The 23,749-nt window shown below is 47.7% G+C and carries 21 protein-coding genes; 19 read left to right on the forward strand and 2 right to left on the reverse strand.

Annotated elements, in window-relative coordinates; all coding sequences use genetic code 11:
• Positions 1 to 6: 6 nt before the first annotated feature.
• The 10 genes from mraY (at position 7) to QCB45_RS06775 (ending at position 12,411) form a co-directional block, all read left to right on the forward strand.
• Entirely contained in the window at positions 7 to 1,089 is a 1,083-nt protein-coding gene (mraY, locus tag QCB45_RS06730; protein ID WP_279420101.1) for a phospho-N-acetylmuramoyl-pentapeptide-transferase, read from the forward strand.
• Positions 1,090 to 1,159: 70 nt separating this feature from the next.
• On the forward strand, positions 1,160 to 2,512 hold the full coding sequence (gene murD / locus QCB45_RS06735; protein ID WP_279420102.1) for a UDP-N-acetylmuramoyl-L-alanine--D-glutamate ligase: 1,353 nt from the start codon (positions 1,160 to 1,162) through the stop codon (positions 2,510 to 2,512).
• A 2-nt stretch (positions 2,513 to 2,514) separates the two neighbouring features.
• Entirely contained in the window at positions 2,515 to 3,687 is a 1,173-nt protein-coding gene (gene ftsW / locus QCB45_RS06740) for a putative lipid II flippase FtsW (protein WP_279420103.1), read from the forward strand.
• Positions 3,684 to 4,763, forward strand: coding sequence for an undecaprenyldiphospho-muramoylpentapeptide beta-N-acetylglucosaminyltransferase (gene murG, locus QCB45_RS06745; protein WP_279420104.1), 1,080 nt, complete (start codon positions 3,684 to 3,686; stop codon positions 4,761 to 4,763). The genes ftsW and murG overlap by 4 nt, the downstream gene beginning before the upstream one ends.
• Positions 4,764 to 4,812: 49 nt before the next feature.
• Positions 4,813 to 5,592, forward strand: coding sequence for an SDR family NAD(P)-dependent oxidoreductase (locus QCB45_RS06750; protein WP_279420105.1), 780 nt, complete (start codon positions 4,813 to 4,815; stop codon positions 5,590 to 5,592).
• A gap of 178 nt (positions 5,593 to 5,770) precedes the next feature.
• Positions 5,771 to 7,801: a methyl-accepting chemotaxis protein gene (locus QCB45_RS06755; protein WP_279420106.1), complete on the forward strand. Its 2,031-nt coding sequence runs from the start codon at positions 5,771 to 5,773 to the stop codon at positions 7,799 to 7,801.
• 161 nt (positions 7,802 to 7,962) lie between these two features.
• Positions 7,963 to 8,772: a prolipoprotein diacylglyceryl transferase gene (lgt, locus tag QCB45_RS06760; protein ID WP_279420107.1), complete on the forward strand. Its 810-nt coding sequence runs from the start codon at positions 7,963 to 7,965 to the stop codon at positions 8,770 to 8,772.
• 17 nt (positions 8,773 to 8,789) lie between these two features.
• Positions 8,790 to 9,623 (forward strand): thymidylate synthase, encoded by an 834-nt coding sequence (locus QCB45_RS06765; RefSeq protein ID WP_279420108.1) that lies wholly within the window; start codon positions 8,790 to 8,792, stop codon positions 9,621 to 9,623.
• Complete coding sequence (gene folA / locus QCB45_RS06770; protein ID WP_279420109.1) at positions 9,620 to 10,108, forward strand: type 3 dihydrofolate reductase; 489 nt, start codon at positions 9,620 to 9,622, stop codon at positions 10,106 to 10,108. The genes QCB45_RS06765 and folA overlap by 4 nt, the downstream gene beginning before the upstream one ends.
• A gap of 122 nt (positions 10,109 to 10,230) precedes the next feature.
• The gene (locus QCB45_RS06775) at positions 10,231 to 12,411 is read left to right on the forward strand and encodes a methyl-accepting chemotaxis protein (protein ID WP_279420110.1); all 2,181 of its coding nucleotides are present in this window, start codon (positions 10,231 to 10,233) and stop codon (positions 12,409 to 12,411) included.
• Between the two features lie 73 nt (positions 12,412 to 12,484).
• On the opposite strand, the gene QCB45_RS06780 is transcribed toward QCB45_RS06775, so the two are convergent.
• Together QCB45_RS06780 and QCB45_RS06785 are read right to left on the reverse strand one after the other, a co-directional pair.
• The gene (locus tag QCB45_RS06780) at positions 12,485 to 13,279 is read right to left on the reverse strand and encodes an iron chelate uptake ABC transporter family permease subunit (protein WP_279420111.1); all 795 of its coding nucleotides are present in this window, start codon (positions 13,277 to 13,279) and stop codon (positions 12,485 to 12,487) included.
• 5 nt (positions 13,280 to 13,284) lie between these two features.
• Positions 13,285 to 14,094 carry an ATP-binding cassette domain-containing protein gene (locus QCB45_RS06785; RefSeq protein WP_279420112.1) on the reverse strand — a complete coding sequence of 270 codons (810 nt, stop codon included), beginning with the start codon at positions 14,092 to 14,094 and terminating at the stop codon, positions 13,285 to 13,287.
• Positions 14,095 to 14,187: 93 nt separating this feature from the next.
• On the opposite strand from QCB45_RS06785, the gene QCB45_RS06790 reads away from it, so the two are divergent.
• The 9 genes from QCB45_RS06790 to QCB45_RS06830 all read left to right on the forward strand — a co-directional run bounded on the left by QCB45_RS06790 (position 14,188) and on the right by QCB45_RS06830 (position 23,721).
• Positions 14,188 to 15,177 (forward strand): zinc ABC transporter substrate-binding protein, encoded by a 990-nt coding sequence (locus QCB45_RS06790; RefSeq protein WP_279420113.1) that lies wholly within the window; start codon positions 14,188 to 14,190, stop codon positions 15,175 to 15,177.
• 4 nt (positions 15,178 to 15,181) lie between these two features.
• A complete protein-coding gene (locus tag QCB45_RS06795; protein WP_279420114.1) occupies positions 15,182 to 15,925 on the forward strand; it encodes a hypothetical protein in 744 nt (247 codons plus the stop codon).
• Positions 15,926 to 16,043: 118 nt separating this feature from the next.
• Positions 16,044 to 17,531, forward strand: a complete 1,488-nt coding sequence (gene sufB, locus QCB45_RS06800) for a Fe-S cluster assembly protein SufB (RefSeq protein ID WP_279420115.1) — start codon at positions 16,044 to 16,046, stop codon at positions 17,529 to 17,531.
• Between the two features lie 57 nt (positions 17,532 to 17,588).
• Positions 17,589 to 18,347, forward strand: coding sequence for a Fe-S cluster assembly ATPase SufC (gene sufC, locus QCB45_RS06805; RefSeq protein WP_279420116.1), 759 nt, complete (start codon positions 17,589 to 17,591; stop codon positions 18,345 to 18,347).
• On the forward strand, positions 18,313 to 19,677 hold the full coding sequence (sufD, locus tag QCB45_RS06810; protein ID WP_279420117.1) for a Fe-S cluster assembly protein SufD: 1,365 nt from the start codon (positions 18,313 to 18,315) through the stop codon (positions 19,675 to 19,677). Before sufC ends, sufD begins: the two co-directional genes overlap by 35 nt.
• 5 nt (positions 19,678 to 19,682) lie before the next feature.
• Entirely contained in the window at positions 19,683 to 20,912 is a 1,230-nt protein-coding gene (locus QCB45_RS06815; RefSeq protein WP_279420118.1) for a cysteine desulfurase, read from the forward strand.
• A 23-nt stretch (positions 20,913 to 20,935) separates the two neighbouring features.
• Positions 20,936 to 21,280 carry a hypothetical protein gene (locus QCB45_RS06820; protein ID WP_279420119.1) on the forward strand — a complete coding sequence of 115 codons (345 nt, stop codon included), beginning with the start codon at positions 20,936 to 20,938 and terminating at the stop codon, positions 21,278 to 21,280.
• Between the two features lie 144 nt (positions 21,281 to 21,424).
• Positions 21,425 to 22,819, forward strand: coding sequence for a UDP-N-acetylmuramate--L-alanine ligase (murC, locus tag QCB45_RS06825; RefSeq protein WP_279420120.1), 1,395 nt, complete (start codon positions 21,425 to 21,427; stop codon positions 22,817 to 22,819).
• The gene (locus tag QCB45_RS06830; RefSeq protein ID WP_279420121.1) at positions 22,819 to 23,721 is read left to right on the forward strand and encodes a D-alanine--D-alanine ligase; all 903 of its coding nucleotides are present in this window, start codon (positions 22,819 to 22,821) and stop codon (positions 23,719 to 23,721) included. The genes murC and QCB45_RS06830 overlap by 1 nt, the downstream gene beginning before the upstream one ends.
• Positions 23,722 to 23,749: the final 28 nt, after the last annotated feature.

Below are 23,749 nucleotides of genomic sequence, written 5' to 3' on the forward strand. Positions count from 1 at the left end.
TTTCTTATGCTGATTTATTTAACCGAATACCTCCAACAATACATTTCAGGGTTTGGGGTGTTCAGTTACATTACCATGCGGGCCATTATGAGCGTATTGACCGCCTTGGTGATTTCATTCCTGATCGGCCCGGGCCTGATTCGTTGGTTGACGCGTCTGAAAGTGGGGCAGAGTATTCGGCAGGACGGCCCTCAAACACACTTGGTCAAATCGGGTACGCCGACTATGGGCGGCACCATGATTTTATTCTCAATTTCCATGGCGGTCATTTTGTGGGGTAATCTGACCAATCACTATCTGCTTGTAATTACGCTTTCAATGTTGGGGTTCGGAGTCATCGGGTTTATCGATGACTATAAGAAAGTGGTTTACAAAGACCCGAACGGAATGCGGGCACGTACCAAATATCTATGGCAGTCGATCATCGGTTTTATCACGGCCTATGCCCTGTTCAGTCTAGCGACGGTGCCGGCGGAAACCCAATTACTGATTCCGTATATGAAAGACACGGTAATCGAATTGGGAATGTGGACCGTTCTGCTGGGATATTTCGTGATTGTGGGAACGTCGAATGCCGTGAATCTCACGGATGGTCTGGATGGTTTGGCGATTATGCCAACTGTCATGATTTCCGGTGCATTAGGCGTTTTCGCCTACTTGTCCGGACACGTGTATTTCTCGGACTACCTGAATATTCCTTACATTCCAGGCGTGGGTGAATTGACGATCCTGTCTGCCGCATTAGTAGGCGCAGGGCTTGGTTTTCTTTGGTTTAATGCGCATCCGGCACAAGTGTTTATGGGGGATGTGGGTTCTTTGGCGATCGGTGCGGCATTAGGTGGAATGGCCATCGCAGTTAAGCAAGAATTGGTGTTGTTTGTAATGGGCGGTATCTTTGTTGCCGAAACCGTTTCGGTGATTTTGCAGGTTGGTTCTTATAAATTGCGCGGCAAGCGAATTTTCCTGATGGCACCTTTACACCACCACTTTGAACAGAAAGGCTGGCACGAGTCTCAAGTTATCGTGCGTTTTTGGGTCATTACCATTATTTTGGTATTGATCGGTTTGGCAAGTTTGAAGATTCGATAGACTTTTCCGGTCACACTCTATGGACGAGTGAGAATCGTTTGACTTTTATTGAAAGGAAAACTGGAAGAAGATGTATTTAGTTGCGGGTTTAGGCATTACCGGACAGTCGGTATTAAGATATTTTCAGGCTCAGGGCGAACACTGCTTCGCCTATGATACGCGTGATGAGCTGGATGTCTCCAAGCTGGCAAAAGCGTTTCCGGAAGTCGAGTTTGCGACAGGCCACCTTCCGACTAGTTGGATTCAACAGTTCGACACCATTGTGCTAAGCCCTGGAATCGCGCAGTCCGAACCGTGGGTAAACAACCTAAGAAAATTGGGTAAACAGGTGATCGGAGATGTCGAACTCTTCGCTCGCTCTGTCGGTGTTCCGGTCATTGGAATTACCGGTTCCAATGGGAAAAGTTCAGTGACCACCTTGACCGGATTGGCATTTCAGAAAGCCGGATATAACGTCGCCGTCGGCGGAAACCTGGGAGAGCCTGTTCTGGACCTATTGATGGACGAGAACGAATACGATCTTTATGTGCTTGAGCTTTCCAGTTTTCAGCTTGAGACTACCTATTCTTTGCAAACCGTCTCTTCAACGGTCTTGAATATTTCCGAAGATCACATGGATCGTTACGACGGTCTGGAAGACTATATTCAGGCCAAGACAAAGTTGTTTGAAACCACAGATCTTGCTGTGTTGCCTGAAGGTTTTAGCGAGCAGGGTGTCATCCATCATTGTCCGGTGGTCCATTTCGGGATTTCGCCGGATTTCATCAAGTCGGACAGTGATTACGGCTTGCAGGAAGAAAATGGACATTTGTGTTTGGCAAATGGCAGTAACTGTCTGGTAAAAGTCGAAGATATGGCGTTGCAGGGCAGGCACCATTTGTTGAATGCATTGGCGATGATCGCTCTGTGCCAGCCGTATAAATTGCCTGTCGAAGTGTTCCGTGACGTGCTTAAGGAATTCAAAGGTTTACCACATCGTACTCAATTAGTGGTGAATTACCGAGATGTGGAATGGATCAACGATTCGAAGGGTACCAATGTCGGTGCGACTTTGACGGCGATTGAGAGCATTGGGCAACAGGCTTACCAGCATAACGGCAAAGTGATTCTTCTGGCCGGCGGTGTCGGTAAAGAGGCCGATTTCAGTCCGTTGCAGCCGGCCGTCCATCAATATTGCCGGGAAGTGATTTTGTTTGGCCGTGATCGAAACCTGATTGCCGAAGTATTGCCTCACGAACAGGTACGATTGGTCGAGACTTTGAAAGAGGCTGTGGAGATTGCAGGTGAGGTTGCCCAGCCCTATGACTGTGTTCTGCTGTCACCTGCGTGCGCCAGTTTTGACCAGTTCTCGAATTATGAAGAGCGCGGCAAGGTGTTTGAAAGTTACGTCGGCGAATTGATCGCAGCGCAGGAGCAAGATTGACCATGTTGCAAAGCTGGCGCGAAAAGAGCCGGGAGTGGCCGGTTGATTTCTGGCTATTGGGATTGCTGATTACGCTGGCGGTGATCGGTTTGACCATGGTGGCGTCGAGTTCAGTTGCTATCAGTGAAAAACGTTTCGGAGACACTACTCATTACTTCATTCGCCAGTTCCTTTCCATGGGGCTTGGCCTTACCGCCGCTTATATCCTTTTCCAAGTCCCGCTTTCCTTTTGGGAAAAACACCGGGGAAAACTGTTTCTGTTTGCTCTGTTCCTGTTGGTAATGGTGTTACTTTTAGGACGCGAAATTAATGGTAGTAAACGTTGGCTGCCATTACTGATCATGAATTTTCAGCCTTCGGAGTTTATGAAGCTGGTGATCGTAGTATTTATGGCCGGCTACCTGAACCGTCACGCGTCGGCGGTCAAGGAGAGCTTTGAGGCAGTAATCCGTTTGGCCCTGCCATTCGGGATCATGGCAATACTGTTATTGATGGAGCCTGACTACGGCAGTACATTCGTAATCGCGGTAATGATTACCGGAATGCTGTTGATTGCCGGCGCGCCATGGCGTTATTTCGTTCTGACGGTTTTGCCGATGGCGAGTCTGCTGGCCGTATTGGTCATCATCTCTCCTTACCGGATGGCGCGTGTCAGTAGCTTTTTGGATCCGTGGCAGGATCCGTACGGTACCGGTTATCAGTTGACTCAGGCTCTTATTGCATTGGGACGTGGTGAGTGGACTGGTGTGGGTCTGGGTGGCAGTGTTCAGAAATTACTTTTCCTGCCGGATGCCCACACGGATTTTCTGTTCTCGATCTATGCCGAAGAGTTCGGTTTGATAGGGGTGTTCTTCTTGATTTTGCTCTATCTGTTCATTCTTTACCGTCTGTTCCGGATCGGCCGAAAGGCTTTAGAGAAAGATATGTTTTTCGGCGGTATGATCGCCTATGGAATTGGTATCTGGATCATCCTACAGGCCATGATCAACATGGGGGTAAATCTTGGAGCTTTTCCGACCAAAGGGTTGACGTTGCCGTTCATGAGTTATGGGGGGAGTAGTGTTCTGCTGTTAATTTCGGCCATGGCGCTAGTATTCAGGGTCGATTTTGAAACCCGACGCATCCCGCCAGGAGAAAAAGCCGTGCAACCTGTTGCCGAGAAGGAAGCGGAATGAGTGAAACGAAATTGAAAAAGGTTTTGATCATGGCTGGCGGTACCGGAGGGCATGTGTTTCCAGGTATCGCTATCGCTCATGCATTGCAGCAGAAAGGTGTAGAGGTCAGTTGGCTCGGAACTCAAGGCGGTATGGAGACCGAGTGGGTGGAAGAAGCGGGTATTCCGTTTGAGGCAATCTCCATTAAAGGATTGCGTGGCAACGGTTTGGCAGGTTGGCTGAAAGCGCCGATCAACGTGACCCGTGCCTGGTGGCAGGCGCGTCGAGTCATGAAAGCACAGCAGCCGGATTTGGTTCTGGGTATGGGCGGATTTGTCTGCGGCCCCGGTGGATTGGCTGCTAAATCTTTGGGAATCAGCTTAGTGTTGCATGAGCAGAACGCCATTCCGGGATTGACTAACAAGTTGTTGACGCCATTGGCCGATAAGGTCATTGCTGCGTTTCCACAGACGGTTTTGCGAGGTAAACAGGTCGTCACCATCGGTAATCCGGTTAGAGCAGGGTTGGAGCAGATCGAAACGGTCCAACCGCAGGCTGAATGCCATCTATTGGTTCTCGGTGGAAGCCGCGGCGCTTTGGCTTTGAACGAAACCTTGCCTAAGGCATTGGCGTTGTTGAAAGCAAACGAGCGTCCTAAGGTGACGCATCAGACCGGTCAAAAAACGTTACAGCAGGCCCAGAGCGCTTACCGTATGGCGGGTGTGGAAGCCGAGGTGGTGCCTTTTATTCACGATATGAATCAGGCTTATGCGGCTGCGGATATGGTGCTCTGTCGATCGGGTGCGCTCACTGTCAGTGAGTTGATGGCGACGGCCAGACCGGCAATTATGGTGCCTTACCCTTATGCAGTGGATGATCACCAAACGGCCAACGCACAGGCATTGGTTGATTTGGGGGGCGGAATCGTCATTCAGCAGAGCGAATTGACCCCCGAACATCTTGCTGAGGCATTAAAAACCTGGTGCGGCAATTCGGATAAGCGAGTGGCCGCATCGGCGGCGATTCGTGCCGGTGCCAATGTTCAGGCAACGGAAAAAATCATCGATATTCTGATGGCGTTGATGTCGGAAAAATAATTCCAAATTTGAAATCGAAGAGCGAGCAACAACGGTAAGGTGTAGCGAGATGAAGGGGTTGAAAGGAAAACGAGTTCTGATTACAGGGGCTTCCAGCGGAATCGGCGCCGGAATGGCCAAAGTATTGGCACGCGAAGGGTGTCATCTTGTTTTGCATTACAATACCAACGCTAAAGGTATTCAGGATACGTTCGCCGAGGTTCAGGCTCTAGGGGCAAAAGCGGATGTCCTACAGTGTGATTTTCGACAGCTCGATGAGCTGAGTGATTTTTTAGAACAGGCCTGGTCGGTTTTCGATGGTCTGGACGGTTTGGTTAATAATGCAGGAATCGTTACCAAGAGTACTTCCATCAATGATCCTTTCGGTAAGCAGTTTGCCGATACGCTGACAGTCAATTTGCAGGCACCCTATCAGTTAAGTACGGCATTTGCACAGGCGTGTATTGCCGCCGAAAAACCGGGTGCCATCGTTAACAACACCAGCATTCATGGTCAGGCGACCTGTGAGTGGTTTTCCGCTTATGCGGCGTCCAAGGCTGGTTTGGATGCCATTACAAAGGCACAGGCAGTCGAGTGGGGACGGTATGGAATCCGAGTCAATGGTTTGGCGCCGGGCGTGGTTCCGGTTGAACGTACTGAAGCCATACTGTTGAAACCCGATATGGAGAAAAAATGGTGTGACCGTATGCCGGCAGGGCGCTATGGAACCACCGAGGAGATGGGGGAGGCTACCGCTTACTTGCTTTCCGATGCGACTCTTTGGATGACAGGATCGATTCTAACGATTGACGGCGGTTTGATTGCACGCGGCAATTACCCTTTACGCTGATCCGGTTAAGGATTGATGATTGTTTCTCTGTCTTTTTACACTCTCGTTCCGAGAGACATTCTTGGCTTAGAGCTTGATCGTACGGCCAGTGCTTAAGTTTTGACAATTCATGTTGGCATTTAAGTTGCTTGGTTCTATCTATATATTTTCAACTGTCAAAAAATAGTGAATAAGAATTATGCGTTCGTTTTTACAGAATCTCACAATCAAACAGAAAATGCGCTTCGGTTTCGGCGTTATCTGGACGGTGCTGGCGATTATTACCCTGCAGGCGGTCATTAACCTTTATTTGGTACGTCAGAATGTTTCCGTTGTGGTGAATGAGAAGCAGCCGGTCGCCATCGGAGCTTCCGAGCTTGCGCTGTCGCTTGAAAAGAGTATGAATGCGTTGAGCCTTTATATGTCGACCCATGACAAGTCGTTGTTGGAGTCATACGAGCAAGGGTTTGCTCATGTATCGGAAGAAGTGGCCAAGACCAAGCGCGAGATTCAGGAGAGTGAAACGCCGGATGAAGCTTTATTGGAATCTTACACTCAGATACAGAAAAATCTGGAGCAGTTGCCTGAGTTGGCGGGAATGTTAAAAGTCTTGCAGGAAGATCGTAGTAAGAACTTTCCTGCGTTTCAATATTTGAACAAGAATATGTTGAGTCTGGCAAACAGCATGCAGAATGAGATCAATATCATGATCTCATCCGAATTGTCATCCTTAGAACAGTCGCGTCAGGGCGTTTTGACCGACTTGTTGAATTTACAGAAGAGCTGGTTGAGTGTGATTTCCAATGTCCGCGGTTATGTGGCGTTTAGAACCGACTCGATGGCGGAGTTGACGGAAAATTATCTGGATACTACCGAGCAGACGATCAATCGTCTTCGTAATCAGGATCAGGTTGAATTGACGCTTGAAGAAGAGACCGGGCTGGAGAAGGTTTGGGATGTTTATCAGGCTTACCGTGAACATTTCATGCAGTTGAAAAGCATTCACCAAGGCGAGAAGTGGCGTATCGATACCTGGTTGATGAAAACCCAGATCGAACCTCTTTTCAATACATTGGACATGGAGTTGGGTGATATCGCGGAAGCGGCGACCCAGGAGATGGTGGAAGTGAGTGATTCCGTCGTCGAATCGAGTTTCTATAATATCGTGTTCGTGTTATCGGTCTCGATCATCGGTCAGATTCTTGGAATGATGGTTTCCAGTCGTGTTACTCGTGCGGTGGTAACCCCGATTCAGCAGGCAACCGGGGCGATGAAGGCCATTGCCGAAGAAGACGGGGATTTGACTCAGCGCTTGCCGGTGATCGGAAAAGACGAACTGGCGGATCTATCCAACTACTTTAATCAGTTCATTGAAAAGATCCAGTCGATGCTTAAGGAAGTTTCCAATACGATTGAGGAATTGGAAGTTTCTTCAAAAGGCCTGTTGGAAATCACTCATGAAACCAAGTCGGGAACCCAGCAACAATTGGAATCGTCGCGTCAGTTGACTTCGGTGATGGTGGATATGACGAATAAGGCTAAGAGCGTTGAGGATCATTCGCACAATACATCAAGAGCGACACAACAGGCGGCTTCCCGAGTCAAAGAAGGTGGTGAGCTGGTTAAGAGTACGGCCAGTGAGATTCAGAACTTGTCTGATGGTATGAAGGCGATGACCGAAGCGGTTTCCCTGTTAAGAGAAGACAGTGAACAGATCGGAACGGTGGTTAACGTCATCCGTGAAATCGCAGAGCAGACCAACTTGCTGTCATTGAACGCGGCAATTGAAGCGGCACGTGCCGGTGAACATGGACGAGGCTTTGCCGTGGTGGCCGATGAGGTTCGTGGTTTGGCGCAACGAACTCAGGAATCGACACTTCAAATCGAAAGAATTATCGATAAAATCCGTCAGGCGACCTTGTCGACGGTTGAGATGGTCCAACGTAGCCAGGACGCTACAGCAGCGAGTTGCGATGCGGTTTACACTTCGGAGCGCGCATTGAATCCGGTGACGATTTTGATGGACGACATTAATAAGATGAGTGAGCAGATGTTTGATGCGGCCCACTCTCAAAGTGAGTTGGCACAAGAGATTAATCGTAATATTAGCCAGATCTACGAAGTCACTGAAAAAGCGGCGCTGGGTGCACAGAATACCGAGTCCGCAGGTCATAATATGCAGGCTCTGGCGGATAAGTTGGAAAGTCTGGTTCATCAGTTCAAGATCTGATTTATCTCAACGGATCTAAGAAAACCGAACAGGCCTGTTCGAATATAGGCCTGTTTGTTTTTTTAAAATCTTTCTTTGTTGTTTGTTTCCCGTACTATTGCTGTTTCTGATGCCCGGTACTTCTGTTATCATGCTCAAATCAAAAATTACCGAGAAAGCTCATGTGGCAATATCCCAATATTGATCCGGTCGCACTGGATTTAGGTTTTTTTAAAATTCATTGGTATGGCCTTATGTATCTACTCGCCTTCGGTTTGGGCTGGTGGTACGGTGTTTGGCGTGCGCGCAGTCGGGAAGCGTGGAATGCCGAGAAAGTCGGTGATCTCTTGTTCTATATCGCGATGGGGGTCATTCTCGGTGGCCGTATCGGTTATATCCTCTTTTATGACTTGGCTTATTATATCGAACACCCGTTGACGGTGTTTCAGGTCTGGCACGGTGGTATGTCGTTCCACGGTGGTTTGATCGGCGTGTCATTGGCTATGTGGCTTTACGCACGTAAAGTCAAATTGTCTCTGTTTCAGGTGGCGGATTTTGTGGCGCCGCTGGTTCCAATCGGTTTGTTCACTGGGCGTATCGGGAACTTTATCAACGGCGAGCTTTGGGGAAAAGTCACCGATTCGCCGCTTGGTATGGCGGTGTACGATCCTACACTTCAAGAAGTTGTTCATAAGTATCCGACACAGCTTTTGGAAGCTTTCTTGGAAGGGATTGTCTTGTTCGTTCTGTTAGCTTTCTATTCAAATAAACCGCGTCCTTCCGGATCGGTTGCCGGTCTTTTCCTTGTTGGTTATGGTGTATTCCGTTTTATCGTTGAGTTTTACCGCCTGCCGGATGTTCAGTTGGGGTATTTGGCATGGGGATGGCTGACGATGGGGCAGGTGTTGTCTTTACCTATGGTAGTGATAGGAATCGGCCTGATGGTTTGGAGTTATCAAAAGACGGCTAAAGGTGCCGCTTCGTTAAATTAATTAAAAGAACATTTGGTATGAAACAGTATTTAGAGTTGCTTGACCACATAATTGAACAGGGAACGGATAAAGGGGACAGAACCGGTACAGGAACCCGTTCGGTATTCGGATATCAGATGCGTTTTGATTTGCAGGAAGGATTTCCTCTAGTCACGACCAAAAAATTACATATCCGTTCGATTGTCCACGAGTTGTTGTGGTTCTTATCGGGTGACACCAATATTAAATACCTTAAGGATAACGGTGTTCGTATCTGGGACGAATGGGCGACGGAAGAAGGGGATTTAGGTCCGCTTTACGGTAAACAGTGGGTGGCATGGCAGACACCGCACGGTGATACCATCAATCAGATTGCCGAGGTAATCGAAATCCTGAAAACCAATCCGAATAGCCGCCGTATGATCGTTTCAGCCTGGAATCCCTCCGATCTGCCTGACGAAACTAAAAGCCCGCAGGAAAATGTCAAAGACGGCAAGATGGCGCTGGCAGCTTGTCATGCGTTTTTCCAGTTCTATGTTGCTGACGGTAAATTGTCGTGTCAACTTTACCAGCGCAGTGCAGATACCTTTTTAGGGGTTCCATTCAATATCGCCAGCTATGCTTTGCTGGTTCATATGGTGGCTCAGCAGACCGGCTATGACGTTGGAGATTTTGTCTGGACCGGCGGTGATGTCCATCTGTATAACAACACGATGGAACAGGCTAAAATCCAGTTGGAGCGTGAACCGTATCCTTTACCTAAGCTTGAGATCAAGCGTAAGCCGGAAAGCATTTTCGATTACCGTTTTGAAGATTTCGAAATCGTTGGTTACGAATCCCATCCTCACATCAAGGCGACGGTGTCTGTATGAGAATTGCGATGATTGCTGCGATGGCCAAAAATCGAGTGATTGGTATGGATAATGATATGCCATGGCATTTACCGGATGATTTGAAGTTTTTCAAAGCCAAGACAACGGGTAAACCGGTGGTCATGGGACGTAAAACCTTTGAATCAATCGGTTCCCGCCCTTTGCCGAACCGCCCTAACGTAGTGATTAGTCGTAACCCGGAACTTCAGCTTGAAGGTGTTTCTGTCTATAACTCCGTGGACGACGCCTTGGAAGCTTTCAAAGATAGCGAAGAGGTAATCATTATGGGCGGTGGCCAGCTTTACAAGCAGATGCTGCCTCGTGCCGACCGTCTTTACTTGACTTTGATCGATGCGGAGATTGAAGGGGATACCCTGTTTCCGGATTGGACTCAATTTGACTGGAAAACAGTGGAATCCATTCCTCATTCGACGGATGAGCGACATGAATATGCATTTGAGTTTATAACTTTAGATAAAGCATAGCCAAAAACAATTGATTACCCTCTTAAGTTTGCGTGTATACAATGGTGTGTATACAAAGGTGCAATGAAACAAGCAATTTTTGCCTTCAAGGAAGAAGGTTAATGAAGGAAAAAGGGAAGGATATGACAATAAAAATTCGGATGATCATCGGGATTGCAGGCGCTATTTTCTTTTTATTGGCTAGTAACCTCGTCACCCAGTTTTTAATTAATGAAACGAATAAAACCATGGACCGGATTATCCAGGTAAATGGTGTAAAACTCGCTTTGTTGAACGATTTGAAGAGTGTTTCCGACGAAAGGGCGGTGCAGCAACGCAATCTGGTTCTGGTTGAAGAACCTGAGCAGAGAGAGGAAGTTAAAAAGGAATTGAAGGTCAGTGCGGAAAAGATTTTTGAGATTTTCGAAGCGCTTAACAAGATGGAGCTTGATCCGAAAGAGGCCGAATTATACGAGTCACTGAAGGCCAACGTTTCCAGTGCCAATACTGTTTTCGGCAGCTTTATGCTGGCGGTTGACGAAGAGTTTACCGAGGAAGCGGTTTCGATTCTGATGAACGAGTTCCAGGTCAAGTATCAAGGTTTTACAGAGATCGTGGATGCACTTAAGACGTATGAAGTCGAGCAAAACGATCAAGCGATCGAAAGCTTGTTTAACAGTCAGCAGAACGGCGCAATTATGATCTGGTCCTGGTTGGCGATCAGTTTGGTTCTATTTAGTATTGTTGGCTGGTTAGTAGCCAGAAGCTTCCTGAGACCGATCAATGCGATTGCGGAAACGGTCGATAAGATAGCTCAAACCGGTGATTTAAGCCACCGTGTTGATGTGAGAGGTAAGGATGAGTTAGCCTTGATTTCCGCCGCAATGAATACGTTGTTTGATCGTATGAATCGCGTGATTGAAGATGTGGTAGAAGTGATGGAAGAAGTGGCCGAAGGTAAGTTCGATCGTCGCGTTGAAGTTGGTAAGAGAGGCCAGTTCATGCGTTTGAGAGACGGTGTGAATAATTCGCTTGGCCAAATAAATGCAATGATGGGAATGATGCAGGAGACGGCCAAGAATTTCCGGGCGGGAGAGCTGAAGGTTGCTGAAGACAATTCGGTGGAGCTTAAAGGGAGTTTTTCTACTGTGATCCATGACTTCACACGCTCGGCTGAGTTGATTAAGATTACCGTGGATTCTATTGCGGAAACATTGCATGCGCTTTCACAGGGGGACTTTTCAGTACGCTCTGATGCCGATGCGAGTGGAGATTTCGTTGCGTTGAAGGAGTCAATCAACCTGACGTTGAATGATTTGGAGCGCTTTGTTGAAGAGGTAGCACATGTTCAAGGTGAGATCAGCAAGGGTGACTTGACGAATAAGGTGGAGGGTTCGTATCAGGGCAAGATGGCGGAATTGAAAGAATACATGAACGATTCGGTTTCCAATATTGCCGTGATGGTTGGCAAAGTTGGCGTTATTGCTTCGGATGTAGCGGATGGTGCCGGTGAGATTGCCAAAGGGAATGAAAGTGTATCCTCTCGAATTCATGAGCAGGCAGCGGCGTTGGAAGAAACATCTGCCACGATGGAACAAATGACTTCAACTGTGCGCCAGAATGCGGATAACGCGCAGCAAGTGAATCAGGTGACCGGACAGGTTCAGGAGCAACTTGCAGACGGCTTGGCGACCATGAAGGATGCTTTGGATTCCATGTCTAAAATGACGGAGGCCAGTCAGAAGATCAGTGACATCATTACTTTGATCGATGCAATTGCCTTCCAGACGAATCTATTGGCTTTGAATGCGGCAGTTGAAGCCGCACGAGCGGGTGAACACGGTCGTGGTTTTGCTGTGGTTGCATCCGAAGTCAGAAATCTGGCTGGAAAGTCCGCTGAAGCGGCGGGTGACATTAAGAAGCTGATCGAGAACAGTGTTCATGTCAGTGATGAAACAGGGCGATATGTCCAGCAAACCAGTGATGTCATGACTCAAGTTAACGAAAGTCTTCAGACTGTCGGGAAGATGATGGCAGAAATCAGTCAGGCCAGTATTGAGCAGGCACAAGGCATCGAGCAGGTGAGCTCGACAGTGGTTTCTATGGATCAGATGACGCAAGATAATGCGGTAGTGGTCCAGCGCGCGGCTGAAGGTAGTGCAGAGTTGCTTAGCGATGCGCAAATGCTGCGTGAACAGGTATCTAGTTTCATCGTGGATTCCAATGCCCAACATCAGACGTTATCGTTGACCCATTCCGAGCGAGAGCATCAATATTTGATTGCTGACGAATCTAAGAAAGAAGGTTCAGAGCATGAGTCTTAGTTAAAGGTATGTAAGCTTCAAGTCGGTTTTGGCCGGCGAATCCTAAAGCATTATACTGTTTTTAAAAGCCCCGCTAGTTCGGGGCTTTTTTGATTAACATCAACAGGAAAAGTGCTGTAGCGACTAACACGATGGCTGGCCCGGTGGGAATGTCCCAAGTCATCGAAGTGCCAAGCCCTAGAACGACGGAAACGATTCCCAAGATCATGCTGTACAGCAACATCGCTTCCGGAGTTTGGGCAAAGCGCCTAGCGGCCGCTGCCGGAATGATCAACAGTGATGTAACCAGCAAGACGCCAACGATTTTCATGGAAAGAGCGATCATCAATGCCAAAAGTAACACATACTGTAATTGAATTGCTTTGACGTGAACTCCTTCAACCTGAGCAAGCTCCGGGTTGAGGGTGATGTTCAGCAGGTCGCGCCAATGAAATAGATAGAAAACCAACGTGATCAGTCCGACCATTGAGATCAGCATTAAGTCGGTGGAGGTTACACTGAGGATGTCGCCGAATAAATAGCCCATGATGTCGATCTGGACGGTATTTTGAAGACTAAGTAATGCAAGTCCTAGTGCCAGACTGCTGTGTGCGAGTATGCCGAGCAAGGTGTCGGAAGAGAGCTGGGTTTTTTGGGACAGTTGGTGGATACCGAAGGCGATGATGAGTGCGAACAGGATTACGCTGAAACTGAGGTCCATTTCCAGGAATAGTCCCATGCTGACGCCAAGCAGGGCCGAGTGCGCAAGTGTCGCGCCGAAATAAGATTGACGTTGCCAAACCATGAAAACACCAAGCGGGGCTGAAATGATGGCGATGCCTAAGCCGCCAAATAGGGCGAATAGTAGAAAGTCGGGAAACCAATCCATCTAATTTATTCCTTGTCGCTGGTTGAGTGTGCGTGGTGGTGACCATGCGCCATGTCGCATTGGTCATGGTCATGATGATGTTCGTAAAGCGCAAGTTCGTTTCCGGCCTGTCCGAATATGGCAATGAATTCGGGTGTTTGGCTGACGGTTTGCGGGGTGCCCGAGCAGCAGAGGTGCTGATTCAGACACAGTACTTGGTCGGTGTTTCTCATGACAATATGCAGATCATGACTAACCATGAGGATGCCGAGGTTACGGCGCTTTCGTAATTCGTTTATATAGTGGTAAAGTTCGGTCTGTCCTTGCAGATCGACACCCTGTACCGGCTCGTCAAGGACTAGAAGATTGGGTTCTCGGATCAGAGCTCGCGCCAATAGAATGCGCTGCATCTGACCGCCTGATACCTTTTGAATCGGTTGGTTGAGCAAGTGGCGGATATTGAGTTCGTCGATCACTTCTTGGATCTCTGTGGTATCATGCGCGCTGAAATTAAAGAACCGCTTCCAACCGTTTGTATCATTGTTCCGTTTTGGCCGGCCCAGGTTCAGAAAATTCCCGACCGTCATAGGAAATGTTGGATCGATCTGGATTTTTTGCGGCATGAAGCCAATATTTAAGTCGGATCTTCGAGTGACTTTTCCGGCGGTGGGTTGGAGCAGGTTAAGCAAGATTTTTAAGAGTGTGGATTTTCCCGCACCGTTTGGTCCGATCAATGTAACGATTTCCCCGGAATGAATTTCCAGTGAGACATTGTTTAAGACTTCTGTTTGAGCGAACTGGTGGGAAATGTGTTCGGCTTTAATCAGTAAAGACATAAGAAAGTTCGTTGGTAAATAATAGGGTTATTCTATAGGTAATTCGATTAAGATGCTTATTTTAATCGGCAGTTAAAAGCTATGAAGAAACAAATGATTCAAAAACTATTCGGCGCGGTTTTTCTATTGGCTGTAATGCCTGTTTACTCGGCTCAGATAACGGTTAGTATTCCGCCTTTGGCAGGCATCGTTGCCCCACTTCTAGATGAAGGGGATGAGTTGCATGTCTTATTGAAACCGGGGGTTTCACCGCACGGATTTCAGTTAAAGCCTTCACACTTGAAAATGCTGCATGAAAGTGACCTGGTGATTTCGGTCGGTACGCCAGTCGACGCTTGGTTGGAAAAGGCATTATCGCGTTTTGATGCACAAGTGGTTGAGATGAGCGCACTGCCAGGTATACAGTCTTTGCCTGTACGTCAAGGCGGATTGTGGGAAAAGTCTGATCACGGTCACGAGGATGAGCACGAAGAACATGCTGGGCATGCGGCGGATCATGCCGATGAAGCGAATTCTGTTCACGATGAACACGTGGCTTTTAATAGTGACGGGCATTTATGGTTGTCGTTGAAGAATGCACGATTGCTTATCGTTCAAGTCAGTGATCAACTTCAACGAATGAAGCCTGAAAGCGCTGCTGAAATCCAGCGCAAAACAGAGGCTTGGTTAAAGCTTCTGGACGAGGTGGACAGCCAAATCAAAACCCAACTCGAACCGTATAGGATGCAGCCATTTGTGGTATTGCACGATGCTTACCAGTATTTTGAAAAACATTACGGCTTGAGAGGGGTTGGTTCGATTCGCTTGAATCCCGAGATCGCTCCAAGTTTGAAGCGAATTCAGTCGGTGCGAGAAAGGATTAGTGAACAGGGAATACGTTGTGTTTTCAAGGAACCTCAGTTTCCGGCAAAACGAATTACCGCAGTGGTCTCCGGTTTGAACGTAAAGGTTGGTAGTTTGGATCCGATGGGTGTTTACGATAAGACTGGTGCACTTCTTAAGTCGCAGTATCTTCCTTATGATCGTTTTCTGATTCAAATGGCGGATGCCATGAGCGATTGTCTGACGGCCAAGGGTAAGTGAATCGATGGCGTGCGAATGGAGTCAGGCTACGATCGTGCTGCTCGGTTTACCGGGCTCAGGCAAACATCGGTTGAAACACATTCTGGTCGATCAGTTAGGCTGTCAGCCCGAAAAGGTCGGAATTTTTCCTGAAGAAGTGTCGGCTGATCGACTTGGTGATTTTCAGCAGGCCTGGTGTGTGATCGATATCCGTTCGGTCACTCGCTCTGGTCGAGATGATTTGGCCATGCAGCGTTTGGAAGCTTTGTTGAATGCATCGGATGGCGTGATTTTCAATTTTACGGAAGCATCGGAACTCGATACGCAGGCTTTTTGGAGTCGTTGGGTAAAGCAGAAGTCGAAAGCGTTGCCCATCGTTCGTATATTGAATCAGCAGTTGCCCAATGGCTGGTGCGGGTTTGAGCAGAGGACGGATAGGATTCCCTTACAAGAAGAAGTTGCCGTTTCGGAAGACCGGAATGTGGCTGTTCGGTCTTATGAATTTAACGTTGGTCGAGTCTGTCTGGATCACTTGATGATGGGATTGGATAGTTCCAGGGAAAACCTGGGGATGCAGATTTGGCGTGTTCAGGCAGTGGTTGATACGTTTGAATATGAAAATCTGGTTGCAATTGAGGCAACACCATTCCGCTGGGATACGTTTGCGGCGGATCCGGGTGCAAAGTCTGGATGGATTCGAATTCAAGGAATTGATTTGCAGCAGGCCTGGTTGGATGAAATTGTTCAGGCCAGTTTGCTTTCGTCATAACCACTTGAATTGTAATGAAAAAGAAGTGGAATAATCCTGCTTCTTGATGGCCATGATATGGACATTTAACTAATAACCAACTAAAATACTCTGAATTAAAGTTTAGGTGAACAGATTGATGTCAGAAGCACAAGTTACACAGGAAACAACCCAGTACCAAGAGATCAATGACTTGTTAAGCAAGAACAAGCATTATAAGGAAGGGTTTGTGACTACCACGGCGGTAGAAACCTTTGAAAAAGGGTTAAACGAAGCTGTGATTCGTGCCATTTCGGCCAAAAAAAATGAGCCACAGTGGATGCTGGATTTCCGTCTTAAGGCGTTTGCGCATTGGCAGACGCTGGAAGAGCCGCATTGGGCCAAAGCGGAATACGAGCCGTTGGATTACCAGGATTACAGCTACTATTCCGCACCGGAATGCGGAGCTTGTAGTGAAGGAGCCTGCAGTACCGAATCCGAAGAGACAATCGATCCGGAAGTGGCGAAGGCGTTTGCAGCTTTGGGTGTGCCGATTCAAGGTGAAGACTCCAATGTTGCGGTGGACGCGATTTTCGATTCGATCTCGGTATCGACCACTAAACGTGAAGAGTTGGCGAAGCTGGGAATCATTTTCTGTTCGTTTTCGGAAGCGGTTCAGGATTATCCGGAATTGGTACAGAAATATCTGGGAACCGTGGTGCCGTATCACGACAACTATTTTGCAGCGCTGAATTCCGCAGTTGCTTCAGACGGAACCTTTGTTTATATTCCGGAAGGTGTCCGAAGCCCTATCGACCTGTCGACGTATTTCCGTATCAATGAAGCCAAAACCGGTCAGTTCGAGCGCACCATCTTGATTGCGGAGAAAGGCAGTTACGTCAGTTATCTGGAAGGTTGTTCCGCCCCTGTGCGCGATACTTACCAGCTTCACGCTGCCGTGGTTGAGGTCATTGTTCATGAAGATGCGGAAGTGAAATATTCCACCGTACAGAACTGGTATCCGGGAGATGAAGATTGCGAAGGTGGTATCTTGAACTTTGTGACCAAGCGTGGGATCTGTGAAGGCAAGAATTCAAAATTATCCTGGACGCAGGCCGAAACGGGGTCCGCAATTACCTGGAAATATCCGAGCTGTGTATTGAAAGGGGATAACTCGATCGGTGAGTTCTACTCCGTGGCCTTGACGAACCGACGCCAGCAAGCGGATACCGGAACCAAGATGATCCATATTGGTAAAAACACACGTAGTACGATTATTTCCAAAGGGTTGTCTGCCGGTAAAAGCGATAACACCTATCGTGGCCTGGTCAAAATCGCGCCTTCGGCAGAAGGCGCCAGAAACTTCACTCAGTGTGATTCGATGTTGATCGGAGATCAGTGTGGAGCGCACACTTTTCCTTATATCGAGGTTGAGAATGCCAGTGCACAAGTGGAGCACGAAGCGACGACATCGAGAATCGGTGAGGATCAACTGTTCTATTGCCAGCAGAGGGGAATCAGCGAACAAGATGCGATTTCGATGATCGTCAACGGTTTCTGTAAAGAAGTGTTCAGCGAGCTGCCGCTGGAATTTGCACAAGAGGCCGAAGAGTTACTCGCTATCAGCTTAGAGGGATCCGTTGGATAACTTCAGCGGTCAGCAATCGGAAAGAATTTAAAGTATTAACTAAAAGAATTTAAAACCATGTTATTAAAAGTCGAAAATCTGCAAGCGCAAATCGAAGAAAAACAGATCCTGAAAGGATTGAATCTGGAAGTTAAGCCAGGGGAAGTACACGCTATCATGGGGCCGAACGGTTCCGGTAAAAGTACGTTTGCCAGCGTTCTGGCTGGACGTGAGGATTACGAGGTCACCGAAGGTTCGGTTGAGTTTGATGGTGAAGATTTGCTTGAGATGGATACGGAAGAACGTGCCAGAAAAGGTGTGTTTTTGGCTTTCCAATATCCAGTGGAGATTCCTGGTGTCAGTAACAAGCTATTCATGCAGACAGCCGTGAACGCCGTGCGTGAAGAGAAGGGCTTGCCGCCTTTTGATATGTTCGATTTCGACGAATATGCCCAGGAAAAGATTGAATTGCTGAACATGCGTCCGGATCTTCTGGAACGTTCTGTGAACGTCGGTTTCTCCGGCGGTGAGAAGAAACGTAACGATATTTTCCAAATGGCGCTGTTGGAACCGAAATTGTGCATTTTAGACGAGACCGATTCCGGATTGGATATTGATGCATTGCGCGTGGTCGCTAACGGTGTGAATGCGTTGCGCTCCGAAGAGAGAAGTTTTATCGTTGTTACCCATTATCAGCGTTTGTTGGATTACATCAAACCTGATCATGTACACGTTCTCTACAATGGCCGAATTGTGAAATCCGGTGGTTTTGAACTGGTTCATGAGTTGGAGGAGAACGGTTATGACGACATTATCCAGCAGTACCAGGGAGAGTAAGCCATTGGTTAAGAAATTCTCACCTGTCGTCAAGGCTGCGATGGAGCATTATGCTCAGTTGTCCGATGATCTTAACAAAGCTTCCGATCATGAGAATGTTGTTTCTTTGCGCCAGAAGGCGAAGCAGTTATTCTTGCAGGAAGGTTTTCCGACGCGTCGGGACGAAGACTGGGGCTACACCAAGCTAACGAACTTCGTTCAGACTCATTATCGTCTGGAAGGTTTGAGTCAGATCACCTTAGCGGATATCCAGAAATTTCTGCCGTCTTATCCTGCCACGCGTATTGTGATGGTAGACGGTTGGTTCAGTGAAAGTCTGTCGGATGATCTTTCTGTTTTGCCAAAAGGGGTTTCGGTTGAATCGATTGACGATATTCTGGAAATTCCGGCTTCGATGGATAAGTTGATTGGTCCGCAAACCCAAATCGACAAAGAACCTTTTGGTGTCTTGAACACGATGTTACTGTCCGACGGTTATTTTTTACAGGTTTCCCGGAATACAACGGTGGAGCTTCCAATCTTCGTATTGAATGTTCAGACGCAGAATCAGCACGTTTCTAATCTGCGCAACCGTATCATTATCGAACAGAATGCCGAAGCGACTGTGGTTGAATCCTACGTCAGCTTGACGCCAGAGCAGAACGAAGAGTTTTCCGGTTTGACCAATGTGGTTAGTGAGATCGAAGTCGGGCAAGACGCGCGCTTTAATCAAGTCGTTGTTCAAGCACAGGCAGAGCGTAGCTATTATTTTGCCAACCAGTTTGTTTATCAGGCTTCCCGCAGTGTCTTCAATACTCTCTACTCCGGTACAGGAAGTCTGACTTCACGTCATCAAAATCATCTTCAGATGGATGGTGAGCATATTGAAAGCATTCAGAACAGTGCATGTTATGCAAGTGGCGAACAGATAATGGATTCGCGCACCTATACGGAGCACAACGAGGTTAACGGCGTGAGTCAGCAGTTGCACAAGTATGTGTTGGACGATTCGGCAATTGGTGTTTTCAACGGTATGATCAAGGTTGCCCGTGCCGCCCAGAAAACCGACGGGCAGATGGATAACAAGAACTTGTTGCTTTCAAATTCGGCGCAGATGGATACCAAGCCACAGCTTGAGATTTATGCAGATGACGTAAAGTGTTCGCACGGTTCGGCAACGGGGCAGATCAACAAGGATCAAGTGTTCTATTTGCAGGCACGAGGAATTCCTAAAGCGCAGGCGATACGAATGATCACCGAAGCGTTTCTGTTGGAGCCGGTCGAGGATATCCGCAATCCGGAAATCGGAAAGTGGGTTTCCGCTATCTTGTCACAGAAACTGAACGGATAATCGCCATGAGTGAAAAAGCATTAGATTTCGCTCAGATTCGAGAGCAGTTCCCTATTTTGAAGCAGACTGAAAACGGTCAGCCTTTGGTATATCTTGATGGTGGCGCGACTTCTCAAAAGCCATTGCCGGTCATCGAAGCGATTGACCGTTATTACCGTGAACAGAACGCTAACGTTCATCGTGGGGTTTACGGTTTAAGCGAGCGTGCAACCGAATTGTATGAAGGTGCACGTGAGACGAGCCGTCAATTCTTGAATGCAAGATCTACCAAGGAGATTGTGTTTGTCCGAGGTACGACCGAAGCGATTAACCTGGTTGCCCATAGTTGGGGGCGTGCGAACCTTAAGGCGGGAGACGAGGTCATCGTGACTGAAATGGAGCATCACTCCAATATTGTTCCTTGGCAGCTTTTGCGTGACCAGTTGGGTATCCGTCTGACGGTGTTGCGTATGAACGATTTAGGTGAAGTCTGTTTGAATGCTTTGCAAGGATTGGTTTCGGCAAAAACTAAATTGCTGGCGATTACTCATATGTCGAATGCTCTGGGAACCATTAACCCCGTCAAGGAAATGACCGAAATCGCGCATTCCGTAGGCGCTAAAGTACTTGTTGACGGTGCTCAGGCGACGCCGCATATGCAGGTCGATGTTCAGGATATAGATTGTGATTTCTATGCATTGTCCGGACACAAGATGTATGGTCCTACCGGAATCGGCGTTCTATATGCGAAAGAAGCATTGTTGGAAGCCATGCCGCCGTATCAAGGTGGTGGGGATATGATTTATTCAGTGACTTTCGAGAAGACAGAGTACAATGTTCTGCCATACAAATTCGAAGCCGGTACACCTAACATTGCCGGTGCGATCGGTTTGGGAGCCGCTATGAAGTACATGCAGTCTGTCGGATTGCAACGTATCGCTGAGTATGAAGCGGAGTTGCTTGAGTATGCAACGGCGCAACTCAAGAAAGTCGAAGGCGTGCGTATTATTGGCGAAGCCGAGCATAAAGGTGGCGTTGTTTCATTTGTGCTTGAAGGGGTTCACCCACACGATATGGCGACTTTGATGGACCAGGATGGGGTAGCGGTTCGTGCCAGCCACCACTGTGCCATGCCTGTCATGCAACATTTCAATGTCCCAGCGACCATTCGCGCCTCTTTGGGAATGTATAACAATAAAGAAGACATTGATCGTCTTGTCGCATCGATCGAAGATGCAAAAGAGATGCTTCTTTAATTCAATTGATGTAAGGTTGTCTTATGACAACCGAACATGCCCCTCTACATTGGATCCAGTTGGAACTTCTGCCTCTTCCGGTTTTTGAGGAGGAGTTTAATGCGCTCATGCTTTGGTGGAATCCAGAAGAAGGGGTTCTATTGGGCGAAGGCTCCGAGTTCGTTTTGCAACTGATTGACGAAGCCAGCCAGGCACATGCTTTATGTAGCTCGTCGGGTGGGCATTTTGAAGTCACTGACCCGTTGAGGAAAGCGTCTGAATTAGCTGCAATTCTCGCCCAATACTATTGGGTTATCCCTCAGCCTGTTGAATCACCTGGCCAGGTGAATGATTCCAATCAGAAAGATTTAGATCATTTGTTGCAGTGATTATGGATTGTGTATCTTCTTGATTTTCAATATATCGTCAATAAATTTATTTTTATTGTAAAGAATCGCTCTATTCCTATAAAAAACCACGGTATCATATTGTACAAACGTCCAATAAAAACAAAATCAGAGTAGTGGTATCGAATGAAAGAAAAAGTTAAACAGATACATTTTGTCGGCATCGGTGGTGTCGGTATGGCCGGTATAGCGGAAGTCTGTTTAAACCTTGGTTACATCGTAAGCGGTTCGGATTTAAAGCACAATCCAACTGTAGCGCGTCTGGCAGATCTTGGGGCATTGATTCAGTTAGGGCATAATGCCGAACATGTAAAACAATCTGATGTGGTGGTAGTCTCCACCGCGATTCCTATTGATAATCCGGAAGTCTCCTGGGCCAAAGAGGCTCGAATTCCAGTCATTCCTCGCGCTGAAATGTTGGCGGAATTGATGCGTATGCGTTTCGGAATTGCCATTGCCGGAACCCATGGAAAAACCACCACGACCAGTCTGACAGCAGCCGTATTGACCCAAGGCGGACTTGATCCTACATTTGTGATCGGAGGGCGTCTGAACCAGGTCGGAGCTAATGCTCGTTTGGGTTCCAGTCAATATTTGGTTGCGGAAGCCGATGAATCGGACGCTTCCTTTTTGCACCTAGCGCCGATGGTGTCCGTGGTGACCAATATTGATGAAGATCACATGGAGACTTATCAAGGTGATTATCAAAACCTTGAAAACACTTTTATTGAATTCATTCAACAGCTACCATTTTATGGGCTAGCGATTGTCTGCCTGGATGATGAGAATGTCCGCAATATGTTGCCCAAGCTGACGAGAAAACTGATGACATACGGTTTTCATGAGGATGCCGATATTCGGGCAATTAACGTTCGGTCAGAAGGCTTGAAGATGAAGTTCCAGGTTTTGGTTGGTCGTGAGCAGAGTTTTGACGTAACCCTGAATATTCCGGGATTGCACAACGTTCAGAATGCTTTAGCTGCAATCGCAGTCGGCCTGGAATTGAATGTCGCCATAGATGCCATACAGCAGGCGCTTAGCCAATTCGGTGGAGTCGGTCGACGTTTTGAGGTTTATCCAAACTGTCTGGTGGCCGGTCATAAGGTTACTTTGGTCGATGATTACGGCCACCATCCGACTGAGCTAACGGCAACGATTCAAACTGCCCGAAAGGCTTTTCCGGACAAGCGACTGGTCTTAGTATTTCAGCCGCATCGTTATTCTCGAACACGTGATTTATTCGACGATTTTGTCCAATCCTTATTGGAACCGGACGTGGTGATATTGACCGAAATCTACGCCGCAGGCGAGGCGGTCATCCCAACGTTCGACTCCAAGGCGTTGCTTCAGGCAATGCGTTTGAGAGGGGGCCAGCAAGGCATTTATGCGGAAGATTTCGAACAGTTGGAATCGATTGCCGAAGAGGTGTTGCAGGACGATGATTTACTGTTGGTTATGGGAGCAGGGAACGTCGGACAACTGGCAAAAAAATGGCAAAATACTGCAGAAGGTGAAAGTTAGTGGAATTCGGTAAAGTCGCGGTTTTGATGGGTGGTAAAGCCGCAGAAAGAGAAATTTCTTTGAAAAGCGGAACGGCAGTGACACAGGCACTGCAACGCCAGCAGATTGATGCGACGGCTTGTGATGTATCGACTTTGGAGGATCTACAGGAAATCGCCAAACAGTATGATCGTGCGTTTATAGCTCTTCATGGTCGTTGGGGTGAAGACGGAAAAGTCCAAGCAGCACTGGAAGATTTAGGAATTCCTTACACTGGAAGCGGTATGGCGGCATCCGCCATTGCGATGGATAAGTTGCGAAGCAAATGGATGTGGCGAGGTGCCGGCCTTCCGACTCCAGACTTTGTTTGGATCTCGGATAATAATCCGTTTGACCGTAATGCATTTTCAATCCCTTTTCCTGTCATCGTCAAACCGAGTCATGAAGGTTCCAGTATCGGCATGCGCAAAGTCGATAGTCTGGCCGAGCTGGAGAAGGCCGTGATTTACGCTCAACAGTTCGATTCCGAAGTATTGATCGAACAGTGGGTGACCGGTTCCGAGTTTACCGCTGGTATCCTAAACGGTGAAGCCCTGCCTTTGATCCAGTTGAAGACATCCCACGATTTTTACGATTTCGAAGCGAAATACAAGTCCAATGACACCCAGTATATCTGTCCATGTGGTTTGCCTGAAGAGTTGGAAGTCAGTATTCAGAAAATGGCATTACAGGCGTTTGATGTAATCGGAGCTAAGACCTGGGGGCGAATTGACGTGATGTTGGATGAATCCAACCAGCCTTGGTTGATCGAGTTGAATTCGGTACCGGGCATGACGGATCACAGTTTGGTTCCAATGGCGGCTAAGCAGGCGGGACGTTCGTTTGAGCAGTTGGTTGTTGAAATATTGGCGAGTACTTTGTGATTGGATACACTTTGAAATTGAGGTTTAT

This window comes from Thiomicrorhabdus sp. ZW0627 (assembly GCF_029767005.1).
GTDB lineage: Bacteria > Pseudomonadota > Gammaproteobacteria > Thiomicrospirales > Thiomicrospiraceae > Thiomicrorhabdus.